General features: G+C 43.3%; 21 protein-coding genes. 9 read left to right on the top strand and 12 right to left on the bottom strand.

Features of this window, described 5'->3' with window-relative positions; translation table 11 throughout:
- Nucleotides 1-105: 105 nt before the first annotated feature.
- The 6 genes from tyrR to pspA all read right to left on the bottom strand — a co-directional run bounded on the left by tyrR (nt 106) and on the right by pspA (nt 5,731).
- Complete coding sequence (gene tyrR, locus NXS07_RS14845) at nt 106-1,689, bottom strand: transcriptional regulator TyrR (RefSeq protein ID WP_038221324.1); 1,584 nt, start codon at nt 1,687-1,689, stop codon at nt 106-108.
- A 119-nt stretch (nt 1,690-1,808) separates the two neighbouring features.
- Nucleotides 1,809-2,897: a YcjF family protein gene (locus tag NXS07_RS14840; RefSeq protein WP_038221326.1), complete on the bottom strand. Its 1,089-nt coding sequence runs from the start codon at nt 2,895-2,897 to the stop codon at nt 1,809-1,811.
- A complete protein-coding gene (locus NXS07_RS14835) occupies nt 2,894-4,291 on the bottom strand; it encodes a YcjX family GTP-binding protein (RefSeq protein WP_258087041.1) in 1,398 nt (465 codons plus the stop codon). The genes NXS07_RS14840 and NXS07_RS14835 overlap by 4 nt, the downstream gene beginning before the upstream one ends.
- A 152-nt stretch (nt 4,292-4,443) precedes the next feature.
- A complete protein-coding gene (gene pspC / locus NXS07_RS14830; protein ID WP_038192190.1) occupies nt 4,444-4,806 on the bottom strand; it encodes an envelope stress response membrane protein PspC in 363 nt (120 codons plus the stop codon).
- Nucleotides 4,806-5,027, bottom strand: coding sequence for an envelope stress response membrane protein PspB (gene pspB, locus NXS07_RS14825; protein WP_012988901.1), 222 nt, complete (start codon nt 5,025-5,027; stop codon nt 4,806-4,808). Before pspB ends, pspC begins: the two co-directional genes overlap by 1 nt.
- A gap of 32 nt (nt 5,028-5,059) precedes the next feature.
- Complete coding sequence (gene pspA, locus NXS07_RS14820; protein ID WP_038192192.1) at nt 5,060-5,731, bottom strand: phage shock protein PspA; 672 nt, start codon at nt 5,729-5,731, stop codon at nt 5,060-5,062.
- Between the two features lie 205 nt (nt 5,732-5,936).
- Between pspA and pspF the strand changes: the two genes are divergently transcribed.
- The 8 genes from pspF to gstA all read left to right on the top strand — a co-directional run bounded on the left by pspF (nt 5,937) and on the right by gstA (nt 14,445).
- A complete protein-coding gene (gene pspF, locus NXS07_RS14815; protein WP_038206166.1) occupies nt 5,937-6,956 on the top strand; it encodes a phage shock protein operon transcriptional activator in 1,020 nt (339 codons plus the stop codon).
- A 290-nt stretch (nt 6,957-7,246) separates the two neighbouring features.
- Nucleotides 7,247-8,962: an ABC transporter substrate-binding protein SapA gene (gene sapA, locus NXS07_RS14810; RefSeq protein WP_258087040.1), complete on the top strand. Its 1,716-nt coding sequence runs from the start codon at nt 7,247-7,249 to the stop codon at nt 8,960-8,962.
- Nucleotides 8,959-9,924, top strand: coding sequence for a putrescine export ABC transporter permease SapB (gene sapB, locus NXS07_RS14805; protein WP_046337037.1), 966 nt, complete (start codon nt 8,959-8,961; stop codon nt 9,922-9,924). Before sapA ends, sapB begins: the two co-directional genes overlap by 4 nt.
- Nucleotides 9,911-10,798, top strand: a complete 888-nt coding sequence (sapC, locus tag NXS07_RS14800; protein ID WP_238127016.1) for a putrescine export ABC transporter permease SapC — start codon at nt 9,911-9,913, stop codon at nt 10,796-10,798. Before sapB ends, sapC begins: the two co-directional genes overlap by 14 nt.
- A complete protein-coding gene (gene sapD / locus NXS07_RS14795; protein ID WP_038192202.1) occupies nt 10,798-11,790 on the top strand; it encodes a putrescine export ABC transporter ATP-binding protein SapD in 993 nt (330 codons plus the stop codon). Before sapC ends, sapD begins: the two co-directional genes overlap by 1 nt.
- Complete coding sequence (gene sapF, locus NXS07_RS14790; protein ID WP_038192204.1) at nt 11,791-12,600, top strand: putrescine export ABC transporter ATP-binding protein SapF; 810 nt, start codon at nt 11,791-11,793, stop codon at nt 12,598-12,600.
- A gap of 187 nt (nt 12,601-12,787) precedes the next feature.
- Nucleotides 12,788-13,576, top strand: a complete 789-nt coding sequence (fabI, locus tag NXS07_RS14785) for an enoyl-ACP reductase FabI (protein WP_038192206.1) — start codon at nt 12,788-12,790, stop codon at nt 13,574-13,576.
- Nucleotides 13,577-13,836: 260 nt separating this feature from the next.
- Nucleotides 13,837-14,445 (top strand): glutathione transferase GstA, encoded by a 609-nt coding sequence (gene gstA / locus NXS07_RS14780; protein ID WP_038217659.1) that lies wholly within the window; start codon nt 13,837-13,839, stop codon nt 14,443-14,445.
- Between the two features lie 80 nt (nt 14,446-14,525).
- Here the strand turns inward: gstA and pdxY are convergent, their stop codons facing one another.
- The 4 genes from pdxY to anmK all read right to left on the bottom strand — a co-directional run bounded on the left by pdxY (nt 14,526) and on the right by anmK (nt 18,747).
- On the bottom strand, nt 14,526-15,404 hold the full coding sequence (pdxY, locus tag NXS07_RS14775) for a pyridoxal kinase PdxY (RefSeq protein WP_258087039.1): 879 nt from the start codon (nt 15,402-15,404) through the stop codon (nt 14,526-14,528).
- A 132-nt stretch (nt 15,405-15,536) separates the two neighbouring features.
- Nucleotides 15,537-16,811, bottom strand: a complete 1,275-nt coding sequence (tyrS, locus tag NXS07_RS14770; protein ID WP_258087038.1) for a tyrosine--tRNA ligase — start codon at nt 16,809-16,811, stop codon at nt 15,537-15,539.
- 128 nt (nt 16,812-16,939) lie between these two features.
- On the bottom strand, nt 16,940-17,593 hold the full coding sequence (gene pdxH, locus NXS07_RS14765) for a pyridoxamine 5'-phosphate oxidase (RefSeq protein WP_038191015.1): 654 nt from the start codon (nt 17,591-17,593) through the stop codon (nt 16,940-16,942).
- A gap of 41 nt (nt 17,594-17,634) precedes the next feature.
- Nucleotides 17,635-18,747, bottom strand: a complete 1,113-nt coding sequence (gene anmK / locus NXS07_RS14760) for an anhydro-N-acetylmuramic acid kinase (RefSeq protein WP_258087037.1) — start codon at nt 18,745-18,747, stop codon at nt 17,635-17,637.
- 350 nt (nt 18,748-19,097) lie between these two features.
- On the opposite strand from anmK, the gene NXS07_RS14755 reads away from it, so the two are divergent.
- The gene (locus tag NXS07_RS14755) at nt 19,098-19,571 is read left to right on the top strand and encodes an outer membrane lipoprotein (RefSeq protein WP_038192216.1); all 474 of its coding nucleotides are present in this window, start codon (nt 19,098-19,100) and stop codon (nt 19,569-19,571) included.
- An 86-nt stretch (nt 19,572-19,657) separates the two neighbouring features.
- On the opposite strand, the gene slyA is transcribed toward NXS07_RS14755, so the two are convergent.
- Entirely contained in the window at nt 19,658-20,095 is a 438-nt protein-coding gene (gene slyA / locus NXS07_RS14750; protein ID WP_012988918.1) for a transcriptional regulator SlyA, read from the bottom strand.
- 675 nt (nt 20,096-20,770) lie between these two features.
- Nucleotides 20,771-21,010, bottom strand: coding sequence for a DUF1289 domain-containing protein (locus NXS07_RS14745; protein WP_038191005.1), 240 nt, complete (start codon nt 21,008-21,010; stop codon nt 20,771-20,773).
- Between the last annotated feature and the right edge of the window lie 229 nt (nt 21,011-21,239).

The following is a 21,239-nucleotide window of genomic DNA, read 5'->3' as shown; positions in this document are numbered from 1 at the left end:
AGCACTGGCATTTACTCTCGTTTGGTTACCAATGTGGGCTGATTGATTTATGAACATAAAACATCAACAGTCCCTAATACTTAAAAACAGCTAAGTTGATGAAAATTACTCATCATCTTCATGTTCGGCCATCTGTTTTTTCCCGCTTAAACTATATTCACGTAATTTATTCGCGATGGCTGTGTGAGAAACTCCTAGCCGTTTAGCCAGTTTTCGGGTGCTTGGATAATGACGGTAAAGGCGAATGAGTACAGAACGTTCAAAACGTTTACTAATCTCATCCAAAGAGCCTGCCAAAATATCGTCACTGAATGCAACCTCTGTCTCTAATTCAGGTAACTGAATATCCTGAGGGTGTAACTGGTGACCTTCAAACTGAGTGAGTGCCCGATAAATAGCATTGCGCAATTGTCTGACGTTTCCCGGCCAATGATAACTACACAAAAAGTGTTCCAGTTCATGAGCGAGTTTAGGCTTTTCCAACCCCTGTTCTTCAGCAAAGCGGGTAACAAAAAAATCCGCCAACGGCATGATATCCGCCTGACGTTCCCGCAAAGGAGGCAATGTAATAGTCAATACATTAAGCCGGTAATAGAGATCCTCCCTAAATTCCCCTTTCTGCACCAACTCGACCAAGTTTTTTTGAGTAGCGCAGATAATCCTGACATCAACTTTGACTTCATTATCTTCACCAACACGACGAAACGTCCCATCATTTAGAAAACGCAGTAACTTGATCTGCATTTGTGGCGACATTTCACCAATTTCATCCAACAGAACCGTGCCACCATTAGCCTGCTCAAAAAAACCTTTCTTACCTTCCAGTGCATTCGGGTAAGCCCCTGCGGCATAACCGAACAGCTCGCTTTCTGCAACATCATCCGGCATGGAAGCACAATTCAATCCTAGAAAAGGCTGTTTTCTTCTTGAACTCCGCAGGTGACAAGCTTTGGCAAATTCATCTTTTCCTGTTCCTGTATCACCAATCAGCAATAAAGGTGCATCCAGCATCGCTATTTTACGTATCTGCTCAACGACATGAACCATTTTCGGGCCGACAGCGACAATTTTGTCAAAAGCACTGTCATCACTCACAGTAAACTTTTTACTCGATGGGGCAAGAGCAACACGCGTGGTCGAACGAAGCATAATCACAGCCCCCACACATTTAACAGACTGATTTTCATCCGTTAATTGCATGGGAATAATATCCATGCAGTAATCTTGACCTTTGATGACTAAATTTGCCGAATGAGGTTGATGATGTTCACTCTCAAGCCAGCGGAGGAAATTGTAATTACTGATGAGGTGGCCAATATTTTTTTGACCAATTCTCTCTTTGTTGAGACCAAATAATACTAAAGATGCCGGATTAACCAGATCAATGTTTCCTTTCATATCAATAGAAAAAATGGGCTCAGGAACAGACTCCAGCAATGTCCACATTGCCCTGTGCTCTTTTTCTGACGGCATAAAAGCAACCGTCCTGACATCTATTACCCCGTTAATACGGCGAATTTCCGCCATCAATAAGCGAAAGGTGTTGAAATCAATTTGAGTAAAATTAAGGTAAATACGACGTGCAGGAGAAATCTCAATTCCTTTCAGGTCAATATTTCGTAAAACCAGTAAATCAAGTAGCTCGCGAGTCAACCCAATTCGATCCTGACAAGTAACTTCCAATCGCATTTATTCCGACCTTATTTACACGATGTTCATAACCGTCTGAAATGTTACCCGTTAAGATGCAATAGATGAAGCCCCCTGTCAGCAAAAGTTGACGATAAAACAGGGCGTCAAAATAACCACTATTTGATTACTGTGCTGTTCTCTGTTCTTTTTACTGCACTTTTCATCTTCGTCGGTAACGTGCTTTTAAGCTGAGTCATCAACTGGTGGCGGAAATCCCCCAGTTTTGGCTTATCACTATCAATCCACGGTAAAGGACGACACAGTTCCATTGCCTTGATACCCAAGCGTGCCGTCAGCAACCCAGCACCAATACCTTGAGCGGCACGCGCCGAAAGCCGGGCAGCAATGTCCTGTGACAGCCAATCCATACCAACTTCCCTGACCAGCTCCGATGCACCCGCAAAAGCTATATTCAGCAAGACTAATCGGAACAGGCGAATACGGCTGAAGTAGCCCAATTCGATCCCATATAGTGCCGCAATGCGATTAATAAGGCGAATGTTTCGCCATGCAATAAAGGCCATATCCACGATAGCCAGCGGACTGACAGCAATCATTAAAGCTGATTCCGCAGCCGAGCGGCTGATCTCCTTTTTAGCCTGAACATCCAAAACGGGCTGAACAAGTTTGCTGTACAACATGACGATTTCACGGTCATTGTGAGTCTCATGTACCGCAGCCTGCCAACGTTGCAATGCCGGATGTTGCTGCCCGATCCCAGCCTGCTCCGCCAAGTTCTCGCAAAATTGACGCCCTTTACCTATACCGTGACTTTGCAATAATGACTTCGCTATATCGCGCTCTTCCGTTCGTTGACGCAAACGATAAAGACGCCGCCATTCGCTTATTACAGTACCTATGCCTGCAAAAACAATCATACTGCCTGCGGCGGCCACACCCAGCGAAATCCAATCGTGTTGCTGCCATGATTGGTATATCCATTGAATAAACTGCGCAACCACACTAATACCCAACAACAGAACCGCACCGGAAAAAACTTTTCGCCAAAAACTACGCTTTGGTTTCAGAGCGGCATTGACTGCGCCTTCAAACTCGCTTTCTTGCTCTTCTGCTTCCCGTTCAGGCGCGACTGGACAGAACTCATTTTCCTGTCCATTGAATTCTTTCTGAGATTTCAATGAGGGTTCCGACTGTGTTTGTAAACGATCGTCGAAATCAATTCTCGGTTTCAAGGGATCAGTCATGTTAGTTTATCTCCCAATAAAAACTCCATCGCACTGTCCATGCGGATGTGGGGTAACGGTGTATCTACATTTACTTGTTTTGGCCGAAAAGATTCAAAATTAAACCCTTGTTTTTGCCAGAAATCACTGTTCGGTAAACGCTGTGGCACCTCTCCCGGGAAAAACGTCAGTAATTTATCATCTGACAACCGATTTCCCTTGATAGCGGGGATTTTTTCACCATCGTGAAGCACGATACCACTTTCAGTAGCCTGAACAGATGCTAAACCAACACAATCCATGCTGATCCCTTCAAAGGCCGCATTCTGCCACGCTTCCTGAACTAATTGCTGTAAGAGAGATATGAGGTTAACGTGTTGATCAGCGGTCACGTGATCAGACTTGCTTGCTGCAAACATCAATTTATCAATGCAAGGTGAAAATAAGCGGCGAAATAAGGTTCGCTTACCGTAATGAAAACTCTGCATGAGCTGTGCCAGAGCCAGACGCATGTCGTTAAAAGCCTGTGGACCGCTGTTTAATGGCTGCAAACAATCAACCAGAACAATTTGTCGATCAAAACGGAGAAAGTGCTCTTTATAAAAACCTTTTACAATGTGATCGCAGTAATAGGCAAATCGTTCCCGCAACATACCAATATTGGTATGTTTATCCGCCTTGGACAGTTGTGGCTCCCCAATTCCGTTAATATCCGGCCACGGAAAAAATTGTAGCGCCGGTGCCCCTGCCAGATCACCCGGTAATATGAAACGACCCGGCTGAATAAAATGCAACCCCTGCGTTTTGCATTGATGCAGATAATCCGTATAAGCCTGTGCGATTCTGGCAAGCAAATTTTCATCGGCAGGTGCTAGAGGATCGCACTGTTGGCATAATTCGAGCCATGGTTTAGCCCAATCTGCCCTTTCCCCTTTCAGCATACCGTTCATCTGTCGTGACCATGCCAGATAACTCTGTTCCAGCATCGGTAAATCCAGTAGCCATTCTCCCGGATAATCAACGATTTCCAGATACAGGGTGGAAGTTTCTTTAAGATAACGAAGCAGGGAATCTTCAGAGCGATAACGCAGAGCCAGACGGATTTCACTCACGCCCTGTGTTGGTATTGGCCAATAAGGTAGTGTGTCGCGCAATGCTGCAATATTTTCATCATAAGCAAAACGGGGAACACCAAAATCCCGTTGAGGCACCCGCTTCACACCAAGTAAACGTCCATCCCGCACAGCAGAAAACAACGGCAATCTAGCCCCGCTGTGGACATGAAGAAGCTGGTTCACCAAAGAAGTAATAAATGCCGTTTTTCCACTGCGGCTTAATCCTGTCACCGCCAGCCGCAAATGACGGTCTACTCCACGATTAACAAGGGATTTCAATTCGTTTTGCAACCGTTTCATGTTTCTCCTAAATGGAATACCGTGACTCAATTTATATCCGGCCTGGTAACATCAACAGAATTATTGCCAAAATTTGGCATCTTCACTGTCGTTACTGGCCAGATTTCATATTTATCTATGGCTTAGATGCTATTACATAAAGCTTGCCACGGTTAAAGCTGACGAAAACGGCTACGCACACTGTAGGTATCAGAGGTGATATAGCGCTCCATCTGACGCAGGCGCGCTTCACTTGCTTTCAGTTGGTAATCAACTTCATCCAGTATATTTTGTCCCGATGGCCCCTTATTTACGTCCTCTGCCTGATATCCCGCTGGCGCGGGATCCATAACAAAGGTCAAGATAATATAGGCCAATACCGTGAAGCCAAATAATCCAAAGAACAACGATAATACCGTGATGGTACGCATGAGCGGAACCGGTACATTAAAATAACTCGCCAGCCCTGCACAAACTCCTTTCACCATCCCCTGCTCTGGAAGACGGTAAAGTTTCCGGCGGTAAGTATTCGACATTATGATTGTCTCCAGTTTGGATGCTCTGCATCAAGTATCTCTTCCAGCGTTTTAATTCGCTCCTGCATATGCCGTGCATTCTCTGCCAATTGCTCCAAACGCTGAATTTCATTGCTCCCTAACTGACCCCGACTCTGGTTACTATAGTGCAACCACAACCAGATGGGTAAAACAAAAAGCACGAAGAGGATCAGTGGGATTCCAAGAAATATATAGCCCATTATCTTTCCTTAAATGGTGAGTCAATGATTAGTCATTGTGAATCTTTGACACTCATTTTAGCTTTCAAGGCTGCCAATTGTGCACTAATTTCGTCATCCGCTTTTAATTCTGTAAATTGCTGCTCCAGTGATTTCTGTTTGCCCAGCCCAATAGCTTCCGCTTCTGCCTCCATATGATCAATTCGACGCTCAAACTGTTCGAAACGTGCCATAGCTTCATCAATTTTACCGCTGTCCAGTTGGCGGCGTACTTCACGGGAAGATGCGGCTGCCTGATGGCGCAGGGTCAGTGATTGTTGTCTTGCACGCGCTTCTGTCAGTTTGTTTTCCAATTCAGTTACTTCCCCTTTAATACGTCCAAGGGTTTCATCCAGAATAGACAGTTCGTTTTTCAACGCGTCAATCAAATTGCTGATTTTCTGTTTTTCAATCAAAGCGGCGCGAGCCAGATCTTCTTTTTCTTTACTTAACGCCAGTTCGGCTTTTTCCTGCCAGCCTTCTATTTGATTCTCACCAGTACCGATACGACGCAAAAGCTGTTTTTTCTCTGCTAATGTGCGGGCCGATGTTGAACGGATTTCCACCAGCGTATCTTCCATTTCCTGAATCATCAGGCGGATCATTTTCTGCGGGTCTTCTGCTTTATCCAGCAGGGAAGAGATATTGGCGTTAACGATATCAGCAAAACGAGAAAAAATACCCATAGTCATAAACCTCTTTCATTAGAATGTATGTATGTTATGCCTGTGTACTGTTAAAACGGATACACTGTAAGACAAGTAAATACAATATACGTGCCAACTTTCATATTTAACTTATCAAATTGAATTATCTGATATAATTTTTCTTTAACTTTTTAACATCATGGTTTAGGGTAGTTAAATTAACCAATTATTGGCGAAAAATACTATGCATCAATTCATTGATAACCTATTAGGCGAAGCAAACTGTTTTATTGAAGTTCTGGAGCAAGTCTCTGCACTTGCAAAATTAAATAAACCCGTTTTGGTGCTGGGAGAACGAGGAACGGGCAAGGAATTAATTGCACGCCGTTTGCACTACCTTTCTCCACGCTGGCAAGGCTCTTTTATTTCCCTCAACTGTGCCGCACTTAATGAAAATTTGCTGGATTCTGAGCTGTTTGGCCATGAAGAGGGTGCATTTACGGGCGCACGTTCCAAACATCAAGGACGTTTTGAGCGTGCCGATGGTGGAACGCTGTTTCTTGACGAATTGGCCACCGCACCTATGCAGGTACAGGAAAAGCTACTGCGGGTAATTGAATACGGCCATCTTGAGCGGGTGGGAGGCAATCAGTCGCTACAGGTAGATGTACGATTGATCTGTGCAACCAACGAAGATCTACCTGCCATGGCTGCCCGTGGAAAATTCAGAGCTGACTTGCTCGACAGGCTGGCATTTGATGTTGTCCAAATCCCGCCACTGCGCCAAAGGCAGCAAGATATCATGTTACTGGCACAACACTTTGCCATTCAAATGTGCCGAGAGTTGAACCTGTCGTTCTTCCCCGGATTTACCGATGAAGCCAAGCAACAGTTACTTACTTATCACTGGCCCGGCAATATTCGTGAATTGAAGAATGTGATAGAACGCTCTATTTATCGACACAGAGATAATGAAAAAGAATTAGATACCATCATTATCAATCCCTTTGCATCATCACAAATATTTTCTTCACAAATGTCTATTCCTGCGTGTAATCATAATAAAGTGACGCCTTATTCCCTCCCCAACTTACCTTTCGATTTAAGACAGTGGCAAAATGACAGCGAAAAACAGTTGATTATACAGGCATTGGAAAAAAGCCAGTTCAGCCAGAAAAAAGCGGCTGGGAAACTCAACCTGACCTACCATCAACTACGTGGATTAATCAAAAAACACCATATCAACATTCATGTCATGGATTAAAAGGGAAGATAAATTAGAAGATAAAGGGATAAAAAAATAGCCAGCACCCGAGCTGGCTAATAAAAACACTGGAAGCAATGTGAGCAATGTCGTGCTTTTTCTGAGAAAACATATTTAGTATCACAAGATGTCTCTCCAAAGCACGATATAAATGATAATGTTTCTCAATGCGATTTGTAAAGTGTTTTATTGAGAATTTTTCTCATTATAGTGATCTACTCGTTGTTTTTGAGCAGAAAGCGTTAATTAAGTTACAATGCACAAACTCTTTTTTATGATTGATGTTTTATATGCGCTATTTGATTTACTGGATCATATTATTGCTTTCAGCATCCACACTGGCTGCTGACAATGTTATTCCAGAAAAGACTAAAGCTACTCACGAAGCGATTCCTGACGACACATTGGATAATTTATCCTATGTGTCGGCTGCCTTGCGGCAGAATGGTTTTATTTATTGCGTTAACGGTAATCTGAGTACTTTTAACCCTCAGATGGCTATCAGCGGCCTGACTGTGGATACTCTGGCTGCCCAGATGTATGATCGTCTTTTAGGTGTTGACCCTCTGACCTATCGTTTGATACCAGAACTGGCTTCCCGCTGGGAAGTGCGGGACAACGGGGCAACATACCGCTTTTACCTGCGCCATAATGTCGCTTTCCAATCAACGGACTGGTTTACGCCAACCCGTACCATGAATGCCGATGATATTGTTTTCAGCTTCCGTCGCTTATTCGACAAAACGCACTATTACCATTATGTCAACGGTGGGCATTACCCCTATTTTGATAGTTTGCAATTTGGTGATTCTGTATTGAGTATTCAAAAAATCGATAAATATACAGTCGAATTTCGCCTTAATGCACCTGATGCGTCGTTTCTCTGGCACTTGGCAACTCACTATGCCCCAATATTGTCTGAGGAGTATGGGCAGAAACTGCATAAGATAAATCGACAGGAACAAATTGATTGGAAACCAGTCGGAACAGGGCCATTCATGCTGGAAGATTATCGGGCAGAACAATTTATTCGACTTATCCGTCATGATAAATATTGGAAAGGCAAGCCACACATGGAACAGGTTGTTATAGATGCCGGTGCCGGCGGCACAGGCAGAATTTCTAAACTGCTGACGGGGGAATGTGATGTATTGGCCTATCCTCCTGCCAATCAGTTCAGTGTGCTGCATGATAATCCAAACCTGCACCAGACATTACGCTCAGGTATGAATATCGCCTATCTTGCGTTCAATACCAGCAAACCACCGCTGGACAAGCTAGCAGTTCGTCAAGCCATTGCGTATGCCATCAATAATCAGCGACTGATGAAATCCATCTATTATGGCACAGCTGAAACAGCTGCCTCAATTTTACCACGCGCATCATGGGCTTATGATAATAGTGCGGAAATCACCGAATACAATCCCGAAAAATCCCGAAAAATGCTAACTGAGCTGGGATTAAATGGATTAGAACTGACATTGTGGGTGCCAACGGCTTCACAATCTTATAATCCGAGCCCATTGAAAATGGCAGAACTGATTCAGGCAGATTTGGCACAGGTTGGTATTAAGATGTCTATCCGTCCTGTCGAAGGCCGTGCTCAGGAAAACCAACTGATGGATAAAACCCATGACATGACTCTAGCAGGCTGGTCTACTGACAGTAACGATCCTGACAGTTTTTTCCGACCACTATTGAGTTGTGCAGCCATCTCTTCCCAAACCAACCTGAGCCGCTGGTGCGACTCAACCTTTGATGATTCACTCCATCAAGCCTTATTAAATCAGCAGCTTGCATCACGTATTGAAAACTATCATATTGCCCAGCAAATCCTTGCCCAGCAATTACCTGTATTACCATTAGCTTATCCAACACGATTACAGATATTTCGTTATAACATTAAAGGATTAGTATTGAGCCCGTTTGGCAATAGCTCCTTTGCCGGAGTCTACCGCGTACAGGAAACGACCACGCCGACTGGAAATAAAAAGGAAAGCAAATGATTATTTATATTCTGCGTCGTTTGCTGCTTCTGCTTGTGACGCTGTTTTTTCTTTCATTAATCAGTTTCAGCCTGATGTATTTCACGCCTCATGGACCTTTGAGCGGTGCATCACTGACTGACGCCTATGTATTCTATTTCCACAGCCTGTTACAGTGGGATTTTGGCATTTCCAGCATTAACGGCGAACGCATTATTGAACAATTGTACGGCGTTTTTCCTGCAACCATGGAGCTTTGTATTCTCTCTTTTTCTATGGCGTTATTAATCGGCATTCCTTTGGGGATCATTGCTGGCGTCTGGCGCAACAAAAAGGCAGATATAATCATCAGTACATTTGCTCTATTGGGTTTTTCCATCCCTGTTTTCTGGTTGGCCCTGCTACTCACTCTCCTCTTTTCACTGTATTTGGGATGGCTGCCAGTCTCAGGACGATTTGATTTACTGTATCGGATGGAGCAAGTGACAGGTTCCGCACTGGTTGATGCCTGGCTGTCCAAGGAGCCTTATCGCAATGAGATGATCTTGAATGTCATTTTGCACATGATTTTACCCGTAATCACACTGGCCGTTGCACCCATGACCGAAGTCATTCGTTTAATGCGCAACAGTACAGAGGAAGTCTCGGCATCAAACTATATCAAATCGGCCGCCACTCGCGGATTATCACGATTGACGATTATTCGGCGCCATTTGTTGCATAATGCCCTGCCCCCCATTATTCCTAAACTGGGATTACAATTTTCAACCATGCTCACGCTAGCAATGGTAACAGAACAGGTATTCAACTGGCCGGGTTTGGGACACTGGCTCATCATCGCCATTCGCCAGCAGGATTATTCAGCCATCTCGGCTGGCGTGATGGTGATCGGAGCTTTGGTTATTTCAGTGAATGTGCTGACTGATATTATTGGCGCGATAGCTAATCCCCTGAAGCATAAGGAATGGTATGCCCTTAGATAATTTCTACCGTGAAAAGAAAATGCCTTCTCCACTGAAAGTCATCTGGCGTTTTTTCTATGCTGATATACTGGCAATGACGGGCTTTTATGGGGTACTGATTTTAATTGCATTAAGTCTTTTGGGTGGGCAAATTGCCCCATATCAACTTGATCAGCAATTTATGTACCAGCTTATGCCCCCGTCATGGTCACACCACGGGAATGTCGCCTTTTTCCTTGGAACCGATGATCTCGGGCGAGATATTTTCAGTCGTTTGCTGATTGGTACGTCTTCCACATTTGGAGCGGCATTAATTGTGACTGCCGCAGCGGCAATTGCTGGATTAGCTATCGGTAGCCTTGCTGGTATGACCCATGGGCTGAAGTCTGCTGTCTTGAACCATATTCTTGAGACGTTACTTTCAATTCCCTCACTGTTACTGGCTATCATTATCGTGGCTTTTGTAGGAGCCAGTCTGCAACATGCAATGATTGCTATCTGGCTGGCATTACTGCCAAGGATAGTACGCACAATTTATACTGCTGTACACGATGAGTTGGATAAAGAGTATATTATCGCAGCACGTCTGGATGGTGCTTCAAATTATCGTATTTTGCGCTATGCCGTCTTTCCTAATATTACGGCGGCGATAGTCAGTGAATTAACCCGCACTCTCTCTATCGCTATCCTTGATATTGCTGCGTTAGGCTTTCTCGATCTAGGTGCTCAATTACCCTCACCTGAATGGGGAGCCATGCTGGGAAATTCATTGGAACTCATTTATTCTGCCCCTTGGACCGTCATGTTACCCGGTGCTGCCATTACGCTCAGTGTCTTACTGGTTAATTTACTCGGTGACGGCCTGCACCGCGCCATTAATGCAGGAGTCGAATAATGCCTCTACTCGATATCCGAAATCTCACCATTGAATTCATGACGTCAGAAGGCCCCGTTAAAGTGGTTGACCGTATGAGTATTTCACTGACAGAAGGTGAAATACTCGGATTAGCTGGCGAGTCAGGATCTGGTAAAAGTTTGATTGCCAAGGCTATCTGTGGTGTCACGAAAGACAACCTCAGCGTCACCGCAGACCGTTTTCGTTTCAACGACATTGACTTATTGCGCCTGACGTTAAGACAACGTCGGAAAGTAATCGGACACAACATTTCGATGATTTTTCAAGAACCGCAGTCATGCCTTGATCCATCAGAAAGTATTGGCAAACAGCTCATTCAGTCCATCCCGGGCTGGACCTATAAGGGCCGCTGGTGGCAGCGATTCAATTGGCGAAAACGGCGTGCCATCGAACTGCTGCATCGGGTTGGGATTAAAGATCACTATGCCATCATGCACTGTTATCCTTATGAGTTAACGGATGGAGAATGTCAGAAAGTGATGATTGCCATTGCACTCGCCAACCAGCCACGACTGCTGATTGCGGATGAACCCACCAACGCAATGGAGCCAACAACACAAGCCCAGATATTCCGCTTACTATCGAGCCTAAACCAGAACAACAACATGACAATCTTGCTGATTAGCCATGATCTGCAAATGATGAGCAAACTGGTCAAGCGCATTAATGTACTGTATTGCGGTCAAACAGTGGAAAGTGCCACACCCGATGAATTGCTAGTGACACCTCATCATCCTTATACTCAGGCACTTATTCGCTCAATTCCTGATTTTGGCAATCCATTGCCTCATAAAGGCCGTTTGAATACTCTATCAGGGGCTATTCCATCACTGGAGCATTTACCGATAGGATGCCGCTTAGGACCTCGTTGTCCCTATGCCCAGAAAACCTGTATTGAAACCCCACGTTTACGGGGAGTTAAAAATCATGTCTTCGCCTGTCATTTCCCCTTGAACATGGAGGAACAGTAATTGGTTGAAACATTACTGGAAGTTAAAAATCTGACTAAAACATTCCGCTACCGAACCGGACTGTTTCGCCATCACCACCTTGATGCTGTAAAGCCCGTGAGCTTTACTTTGCAGCCCAAAAAAACGCTGGCAATCATTGGTGCGAATGGCTCCGGTAAATCCACGCTGGCAAGAATGCTGTCAGGTGTTATCGAACCAACTTCGGGCGATATCCTGATTAATAACCATAAACTGGCCTATGGGGATTACAGCTATCGCAGCCAACGTATCCGCATGATTTTCCAAGACCCCAGTACATCATTGAATCCCCGTCAGCGTATTGGACAGATTCTAGATGTGCCGTTGCTCTTGAATACGGAACTTTCTTCTTCTGAGCGAGAGAAGCAAATCAACCAGACATTACGTCAAGTTGGTTTGCTGCCAGATCATGCCTACTATTATCCGCACATGCTCGCTTCAGGTCAGAAGCAGCGCGTGGCATTGGCACGGGCGCTGATATTGCAACCGCAAATTATTGTTGCAGATGAAGCATTGGCTTCTCTTGATATGTCCATGCGTTCCCAAATCATTAACCTGATGTTGGAGCTGCAAGAGAAGCACGGCATTGCCTATATCTATGTCACCCAACACCTCGGCATGATGAAACACATCAGTGATCAGGTACTGGTAATGCATCAGGGAGAAGTGGTAGAACGTGGCAATACAGCGGAAGTACTGGCCTCACCATTACACGATATTACACGTAAACTGATATCCAGCCATTTTGGCGAACCACTGTCCGCCGAAGCATGGCGGCAGGATATCACCTAATATTTTTTACTGGGCGTGTTTTATTCACTGCTCGGAGCAGCGTGGGAAACTCACCACATTTTTCTCCAGCGTGGTAGAATCGTCCCCGTTTATTAACAACAAATACCCTAGTTATAGTAAGTATATATTTTTGTTACTCCACAATATAACTCTGGTGTTGACCACTAAGAACAATAAGGATACTGCTATGGGTTTCATGACCGGCAAGCGCATTCTCATTACTGGCGTCGCCAGCAAACTGTCTATCGCTTATGGAATTGCCAAGGCAATGCACGATCAGGGAGCTGAGCTGGCTTTTACCTACCAGAATGACAAGTTGAAACTTCGTGTCGAAGAATTCGCTGCATCATTGGATTCGAACATCATTCTGCCATGTGATGTGGCTGAAGATGAAAGTATTGACGCATTATTCGCTGAACTAGGTAAAGTATGGCCTAAGTTTGACGGCTTCGTTCACTCTATTGGTTATGCTCCTGCTGAGCAGCTTGATGGTGATTATGTTAATGCCGTCAACCGTGAAGGTTTCAAAATTGCACATGATATCAGCGCATACAGCTTCGTCGCTATGGCGAAATCATGCCGTAACATGTTGAATCCTAACTCAGCCCTGCTCACTCTGAGCTATCTGGGTGCAGAACGTGCAATCCCTAATTACAACGTAATGGGTCTGGCAAAAGCTTCTCTGGAAGCTAATGTACGTTATATGGCGAATGCAATGGGTGCTGAAGGTGTTCGTGTTAACGGTATTTCCGCAGGCCCAATTCGTACACTAGCGGCATCTGGCATCAAGGATTTCCGCAAAATGCTGGCACACTGCGAAGCGGTAACACCTATTCGCCGTACTGTAACAACAGAAGATGTAGGTAATGCAGCCGCATTCCTGTGTTCTGATCTAGCTGGCGGTGTGACAGGCGAAATTCTGCACGTCGATGGCGGTTTCAGTATCGCTGCCATGAATGAGTTGGAATTGAAATAATTTCAATAACTCATTGATATCTTAAAATAAGCCTAGTGATAACTGTATTTCTGGGCTTATTTCTTTCCCACCATCTCTGTATCATCTTCATCTATCCTCATATTGTTCTAATTTACACTTTACTTGGAATGCTGCGCCGACAGATACCACATCCAATTTATTACCAGTTAATGTAAGATAAATTGATAACATAAAAACTTGACTGGTGTTCTTTCGTTTTCCTGCATTTCTATATTAAGGACTTGATTAAGGAGCAACATATGAAACTGTACTATGCACCGGGAGCTTGTTCACTCTCTCCTCACATTATTCTCCGCGAAACTGGGCTAGATTTCAGCCTCATAAAGGTAAATTTAAAAGATAAAACAACAGAAAATGGAACTGATTTTTTCAAAGTCAATCCCAAGGGACAAGTTCCAGCACTGGTTCTCGACAATGATGTCATTCTCACGGAAGGGTCTGCAATTGTGCAATATATTGCGGATCAAAAACCAGACAGAAATCTAATCGCGCCAGCGGGTACTTTGGAACGCTACCAACAAATCGAATGGCTGAGTTATGTCGCCAGCGAAATACATCAAAGCTTCTGGGCATTCTCTCCAGCAATGGAGGCACCAGAGAGCTATCGTTCGATTACCCGACAGAAATTACTGCAAAAATTTACTTATCTTGATGGTATTTTGTCAAAACGCTCGTATATTGCGGGCGATCATTTTACAGTCATAGATGCTTATCTCTTCACAACCTGTGGCTGGACACCTGATATAACACTGGATTTGTCTGAACTCAGCCATTTGAGTGCCTATCTGCAAAATATCAGACAGCGCTTACATGTTCAAGATGCTTTAAAAGCAGAAGGGTTAATTTAAATCTGAGAATTGTCGCTTCCGGTGCGCCAAAAAAATAATTTAAGCTACCGGAAGCATAACTTCACCGACAATCTTGATTGTCAGCCAATTTGCACAGCTCTGAATTGATGTGTTGGAGTAACCATCTTATCTTGAGCGGCAATGATCTGTAGCTCATATTCCCCTCTCTTTTGAGTCTCCAGCATCACTTCGTAGACTGCTGATGCAACATGTTCCAGCGCGGCTTGTAATGCTTCATCTGTTAATGATGTACTTTTCAGTAAATTGACGAGCAACAAACCACTCGTTAAATCACCAACACCCACAGGTTGACGTTCACCCGTATTAATCAATGGACGACTAATATGCCAACTATGTTCTTTAGTCACCAAAAGCATTTCAAAGCGATCTGCTCGGTAGCCTGCACGACTGAGGTGTTTGACTAAAACAATCTCTGGGCCTTTTTCGCATAATGCGCGGGCTGCGGATATAGCTTGTTCTACATTTTCGATTTTCCGCATGCTCAACGTTTCAAGCTCCAGTAAATTAGGAGCAATGATATCGCTGATGGGTAATGCTTTTTCACAGAGGAATTCAGCAACCCCAGGAGCGACAATACACCCTTTTTCTGGATGTCCCATCACGGGATCACAGAAATACCATGCTTCGGGATTGGCTTGCTTAACCTGTTTTACAATATCAAGAATATAGTTTCCCTGTTCCGCAGAACCAATGTAACCACTCAGTACCGCATTGCAGGAAACTAATTTATCAATCTCACCAATTCCCTGGGTAATTTCAGCCAAATGCTCTGGCGGCATAACACAACCACGCCATTGAGGATATTGGGTATGGTTGGAAAATTGAACCGTATTCAATGGCCATACGTTCACTCCCATTCGACGCATTGGAAAAACAGCAGCACTGTTTCCAGCATGACCAAAAACAACATGAGACTGAATTGAAAGAACATTTTTCATGATAAGGCCTAATTTATTATTTTATGATTCATGAGCGGCTTATTAACAAGTCGAATTTTTTAAGGGCAACATTGCTGTTGCCCTTAACTTTGTTTTTCACTATGTCTTTAACTACAACTACGTCTTTATGAATTATTTCCAGTTGATAAGGCAATAATGCTTTTTACCACGACGTAACAAAGTATAACGCTCAAACAAACGATCGCTGTCCGCGAACGTATATTCAGCATCGGATTGTTTTTCACCATTGATGGAAACCGCATTAGAACCGATCATGGTACGAGCTTGACCACGGGAAGGTACTAGCCCAGCGGTGACCAGAGCTTGTTGCAAATCAGCGTCTTTTTCCAGTTCAATCGCTGGCATACCATCTTGCGCCAATTGAGCAAGATCTTCTTCAGTCAAGTCTGCAACAATGCCAGAGAACAGGCTATCAGTAATGCGCTTCGCCGCAGCAAGACCGGCTTCACCATGTACCATACCCGTCACTTGCTCTGCCAATACATATTGAGCGCGCGGAGCCTTACCGCTGTTCTTATCTTCTTCTCCCAAAGCATTAATCTCTTCAATGCTCATAAAAGTAAAGAACTTCAGGAAGCGATAAGCGTCTGCATCCGCGGTACTAATCCAAAATTGGTAGAATTTATACGGGCTGGTTTTCTTTGGATCTAACCAAACTGCACCACCTTCTGTCTTACCGAATTTAGTACCATCAGATTTAGTGATCAGTGGCACTGTCAAACCGAAAACTTGTTTCTGGTGTAAGCGGCGCGTTAAGTCGATACCTGAAGTAATGTTGCCCCATTGGTCTGAACCGCCAATCTGCAATTCAACACCATATTTTCCATTCAGGTTAGCAAAGTCATACGATTGCAACAGGTTATAAGAAAACTCAGTGTACGAAATACCAACATCATCACGATGTAGACGCTGCTTTACCGCTTCTCTGTTGATCATCTGATTAACGGAGAAATGCTTTCCGATATCACGCAGGAAAGTAAGCACATCCATTTCCCCAAACCACTCATAGTTATTGGCAATTTCCGCACGGTTTTCACCACAATCGAAATCGAGGAATGGTGAAACCTGTTTACGAATTTTTTCAACCCACTCTTTAACGGTCTCTTCTGTATTTAATTTGCGTTCAGTTGCCTTAAAACTTGGATCGCCAATCAAACCTGTCGCACCACCTACCAACGCAATAGGCTTATGCCCGGTCAGTTGGAATCGTTTTAAACACAGCAAGGGAACCAGATGCCCCAAATGCAAGCTGTCAGCGGTAGGATCGAAGCCGCAATAGAGAGAAACCGGACCTTGCGCCAGCCTCTCTGCTAACGCTTCTTCATCCGTTACCTGGGCAACAAGGCCCCGATCTTGCAGTTGTTTTATCAGGTTATTGCTAAACATCAATGGCTCCATCGGTTTGTATACTTTACCTATATAATGACCTATATAAGTAACTCGTTATAAATTGCGTGCTATAGCATAAAACGCCAGTAATTTAAGTGCCAGTATTAAAAACAGTAATTAATCTCTTAGGGTGCAAGGCGATCAATATGCCATTCTTCGCCTTCCCGCTGGTATAAGAAGCGATCGTGAAGGCGATACGCGCCTCCCTGCCAGAATTCCACAGAATCGAATTCGACTTTAAATCCTCCCCAGAAACTGGGTAGCGGCACTTCTCCACTCTGGAATTTCTGTTTCAACTCCAGAAATTTACCTTCTAGAATGCCTCTAGTAGAAATACGGGAAGATTGTTGTGACACCCATGCAGCGATTTGGCTATCCCTTGGGCGGCTATGAAAATATTTCACGACCTCTGTAGGAGATAAGCGCTCAGCTTTGCCAAGGAAACTGACCTGCCGTTCAAGCTGATACCACGGAAAATGGAGGCTGATTCGGTTATTCTGGGTCAGATGCTTCGCCTTGCGGCTACCAAGGTTGGTATAAAAAACCAAGCTACGGGCATCAAAATGTTTTAATAAAACAATACGTTGGTAAGGCTGACCGTGTTCATCAACTGTAGCAATGCACATTGCCGTAGGGTCAAGGAGTTTGGCTTCACAAGCCTGTTTCAACCAAAGTTCAAAAAGTTCAATCGGTTCTTTAGTAAGATCCTTCCGCCTCAATCCGCCACGTATATATTCGCGGCGCAGGTCTGCAATACCCGTTTCATTATGTTCTGACATTTCTAACTCTCAATTTCTTAGTGAGTATTAACATATCATTGTTATCTGCTGGCAACAGGATAAATTGCCCCTAAAATCGTTTCCCTGTCCGCACCCGTTACTGACGGCAAGTTACCCGACAATCCAGACATAGTGCGGAATGCCAGCCAAGCAAATGCCAGTGCTTCCATATCATCACCACTCAACCCATATTTGTCGGTAGTAGCAACTTCAGTAATTGGCAATAAAGCAGATAAGCGGCTCATTACACGTGGATTTCGTGCCCCACCTCCGCAGACAAGCAAGCGTTCACACCCACCACTCAACACTACCTGCTGTGTAATACTTACCGCGGTTAGTTCAGCCAGCGTTGCCTGAATATCTACAGATGAGACGTCGGGAAAATCTGTCAACTGTTTTTCCAACCATGCCATATTGAAGTACTCACGCCCCGTACTCTTCGGTGCAATACGTGCAAAATAAGGATCAGAAATCATTTTCTGGAGCAAGCGTTGATTGACTGTTCCTTCATTTGCCCACTGAGCATCCTTATCATAAGGTAACTGCTTATGCCGCCATATCCAGGCATCCATCAGCATATTCCCTGGCCCAGTATCATATCCTTTAACAGCAGAATCTGGCAGAAGTGCGGAGATATTTGCGATCCCGCCAATATTCAGAATAATGCGTCTTTCTGTTGGATGCCCGAGAACCGCCATATGAAATGCAGGTACTAAAGGTGCGCCCTGACCACCATAAGCCATATCACGCCGCCTGAAATCGCCCACAGTAGTAATATTGGTCAATGCAGCGACACGATTATTATCACCGATTTGCATAGTAAAGGGTTTTTCGCCGTCTGGTTCATGCCATACTGTCTGCCCATGACAGCCAACTGCTGTAATGTCGCTTGCGGTTAGCCCAGCTTTGTCCATCAGACCTTTTACTGCTTCGGCAAAAAGTGTTCCAAGTTCATAGTCAAACTGACCAACCATAGATAATGTCGTCTGTTGACCTTGACAGATGGAAAGCAATTTTTGCTTAAGCTCTTGTGGAAATGGGTGAGAATAACTCACTTGCTGTGCAACAACTTTATCGCTAATCGCCGCCAGAACAACATCAACTCCATCCATGCTAGTACCAGACATGACACCGATATAACGTCCTGACTTCATAAATACTCCCCTATTTAAAGAGTGGATTACATTTCGTTCGTAGATTACATTTAATCTTACATAAACTATGAAACACATCTATTTGGACTATATATGTTTAGCAGTCAATATCAGAGATAAAATCTGAGTTTTGGAGAGTCCTTCACAAAACATGCTAAACTTTTGGTCAGGAATTATTCCTTTAGGAGTTCGTCTTCATTATTTATTATTTATCGAGAAATGAGCTGTTAGTGTATCGGCAATTAGTAGCCAGCAAATTTGTTATGACTGTTGCTGGCAATAGTAGCCTAATGCTTGGTTGTAGGTTTATTATCAGGCTTTCCCATTGGGCATTAAAATTAGGAGTAACTATGTTCAAACGTTTCCTGGTTGGTGCAGTTGTAGTAACAACATTGTCTGGTTGCGCAGACATGGGAGCACTTTCTAGTGATACCTACTCTATTGATCAAGCCAAACAAGTTCAAAACGTAACCTACGGCACTATTCTATCTGTACGTCCTGTGTATATTAAAGGTGCTCAGGCTGGTAACCCAAACATGCTGGGTTTGATTGGTGGTGCTGTTTTAGGAGGGTTATTGGGTAACACGGTCGGTGATGGTACAGGCCAAAGACTTGCTACGGCCGCAGGTGCTATTGCTGGTGGAGTGGCTGGCCAGGGGATTGAAGGGGCCATCAATAAAACGAAAGGTGTCGAATTAGATATTCGCACGGATAGCGGAAGAAATATCGTTGTAGTACAGAAACTGGATCAAGTCGTATTCAGCAAAGGACAACGTGTCAAGATCGCTGACGGTGGAAATTCGACTACAGTATCACCACTCTGACATCATTAGTTCACGTACAATCAAACAAAAAAATCGCGGCTTGCCAGTATCTGCTGGACCGCGATTTTCTCTTCATCGGTTAATTTTTATATTACCTGTTTATGCAATTGGCTAATATTCTTTTCGATTTTTTTTATTACAGAAGCAAGCAGAATTAACTCATCATGAGTAATTCCCTCCAAGATATCTTTCCTTGTAGAGCCAATAACACTGTCAACTTCTCTGATAAAAGTTTCCGATTCCTCGGTTAATTTGATTCTTTTCGCACGCCTGTCATTAGCACATGTGTGACGTGTAATCAGTTGCTTTTCTTCTAATTGATCCAGAGTCCTCACCAAAGAGGGTTGTTCGATACCAATAGCTTTCGCAAGTTGTATCTGTGACTGCTCTGGTGGTAACTGACTAATATTGTATAGAGTAACCCAATGTGTTTGAGTTAATTTCAACGGTTTCAAACGATGATCAATTAAAGCGCGCCAAACACGAACTAAACGTGCTAGGTCTGATCCCAATGTCAATTCCAATTACCCCTCCTTATAATTAGAGACTCATATAACATCAATGAATTATCCAATCAGTTTATTCATATGAATAATGGATACGCACCTATATCATGCTTACATTAGCAGAGTCAGAAATTTCGCTAATTACCTAATTAGTGTCGCGTTGGCTTGTTACTCAAAGTTGACATCTTCGTCGCCCTAAAGAGCGAAGTTTTACGGCGCACCGAATAAAATCGCGCATTAATCCACCAACGATATAAACTGTATAAAATAATCCTCTAGCTAAACTATTGTAATTTTAAATATCAACAAAATAAATACAAACCCTAAAAATAGATACAGTTCCACTCGGTTAAAGTTCTATAAGAATAACCGCCATCCAAATACTAATCTATATATTTTTACATTAATATCATTTTTCTCTTACAATGATAGTTCACATTATAATAAATAACATTAAAAACAATAAGATAGAAAATAAGCTCTTTTATTGTTCAATAAGTAATTCTTTGATAAGAAAATTTTACCGAAACACGGTAATCAGTCAACAGTAACGATATTTACGAACGACCTATGTCAAATAAAAAGCGTGTAATATAAATTATACATCATTTAATACTGGTAATATTTCTTATTTTTAAGGCAATCATAAACTATTATTCATGTAAGTATTTTTTTAAACAAATCAGTAGAAAATTAAAATAATTCAGGTTGATTCGGTGTAATATCATCTTTTTTTCCCTTATTTTTTAATATCCTCAGATATCTCTGATGACATAACCTAAATATTTCTCTTTTTTGTCTATCGGATAACTTCATCCACATAAATCGCTCTTCTCTGCTCCGATAACATCCTCGGCAGAAACCACGGGAATCAGATTCACAAACCCCCTTGCAAGGGTTTGGAATAGCAAAAAACTCTAATTGTTCAGCCATCTAATCCTCCTGCATCTAGGCCTACCAAGCACTTACCCCTGTGAGAATTGACATATTGACGCAGGGTAATATCCATTGTGATAATTTAAAATAAAATAGTAATAATATGAAACAATATATGGAAGTTGAAAGGACAAATTGAATTATTTTATCTATACGCAATTAACTTGAAGATGCAGGAATTAAAGTCTGGAAATTATCTGTCAACCGGGTGGTGAGTTCTTTCGCT

The organism is Xenorhabdus bovienii, assembly GCF_024721015.1.
In the GTDB taxonomy this organism is placed as follows: domain Bacteria; phylum Pseudomonadota; class Gammaproteobacteria; order Enterobacterales; family Enterobacteriaceae; genus Xenorhabdus; species Xenorhabdus bovienii.
This window is presented reverse-complemented; position numbering and strand designations above follow the sequence as displayed.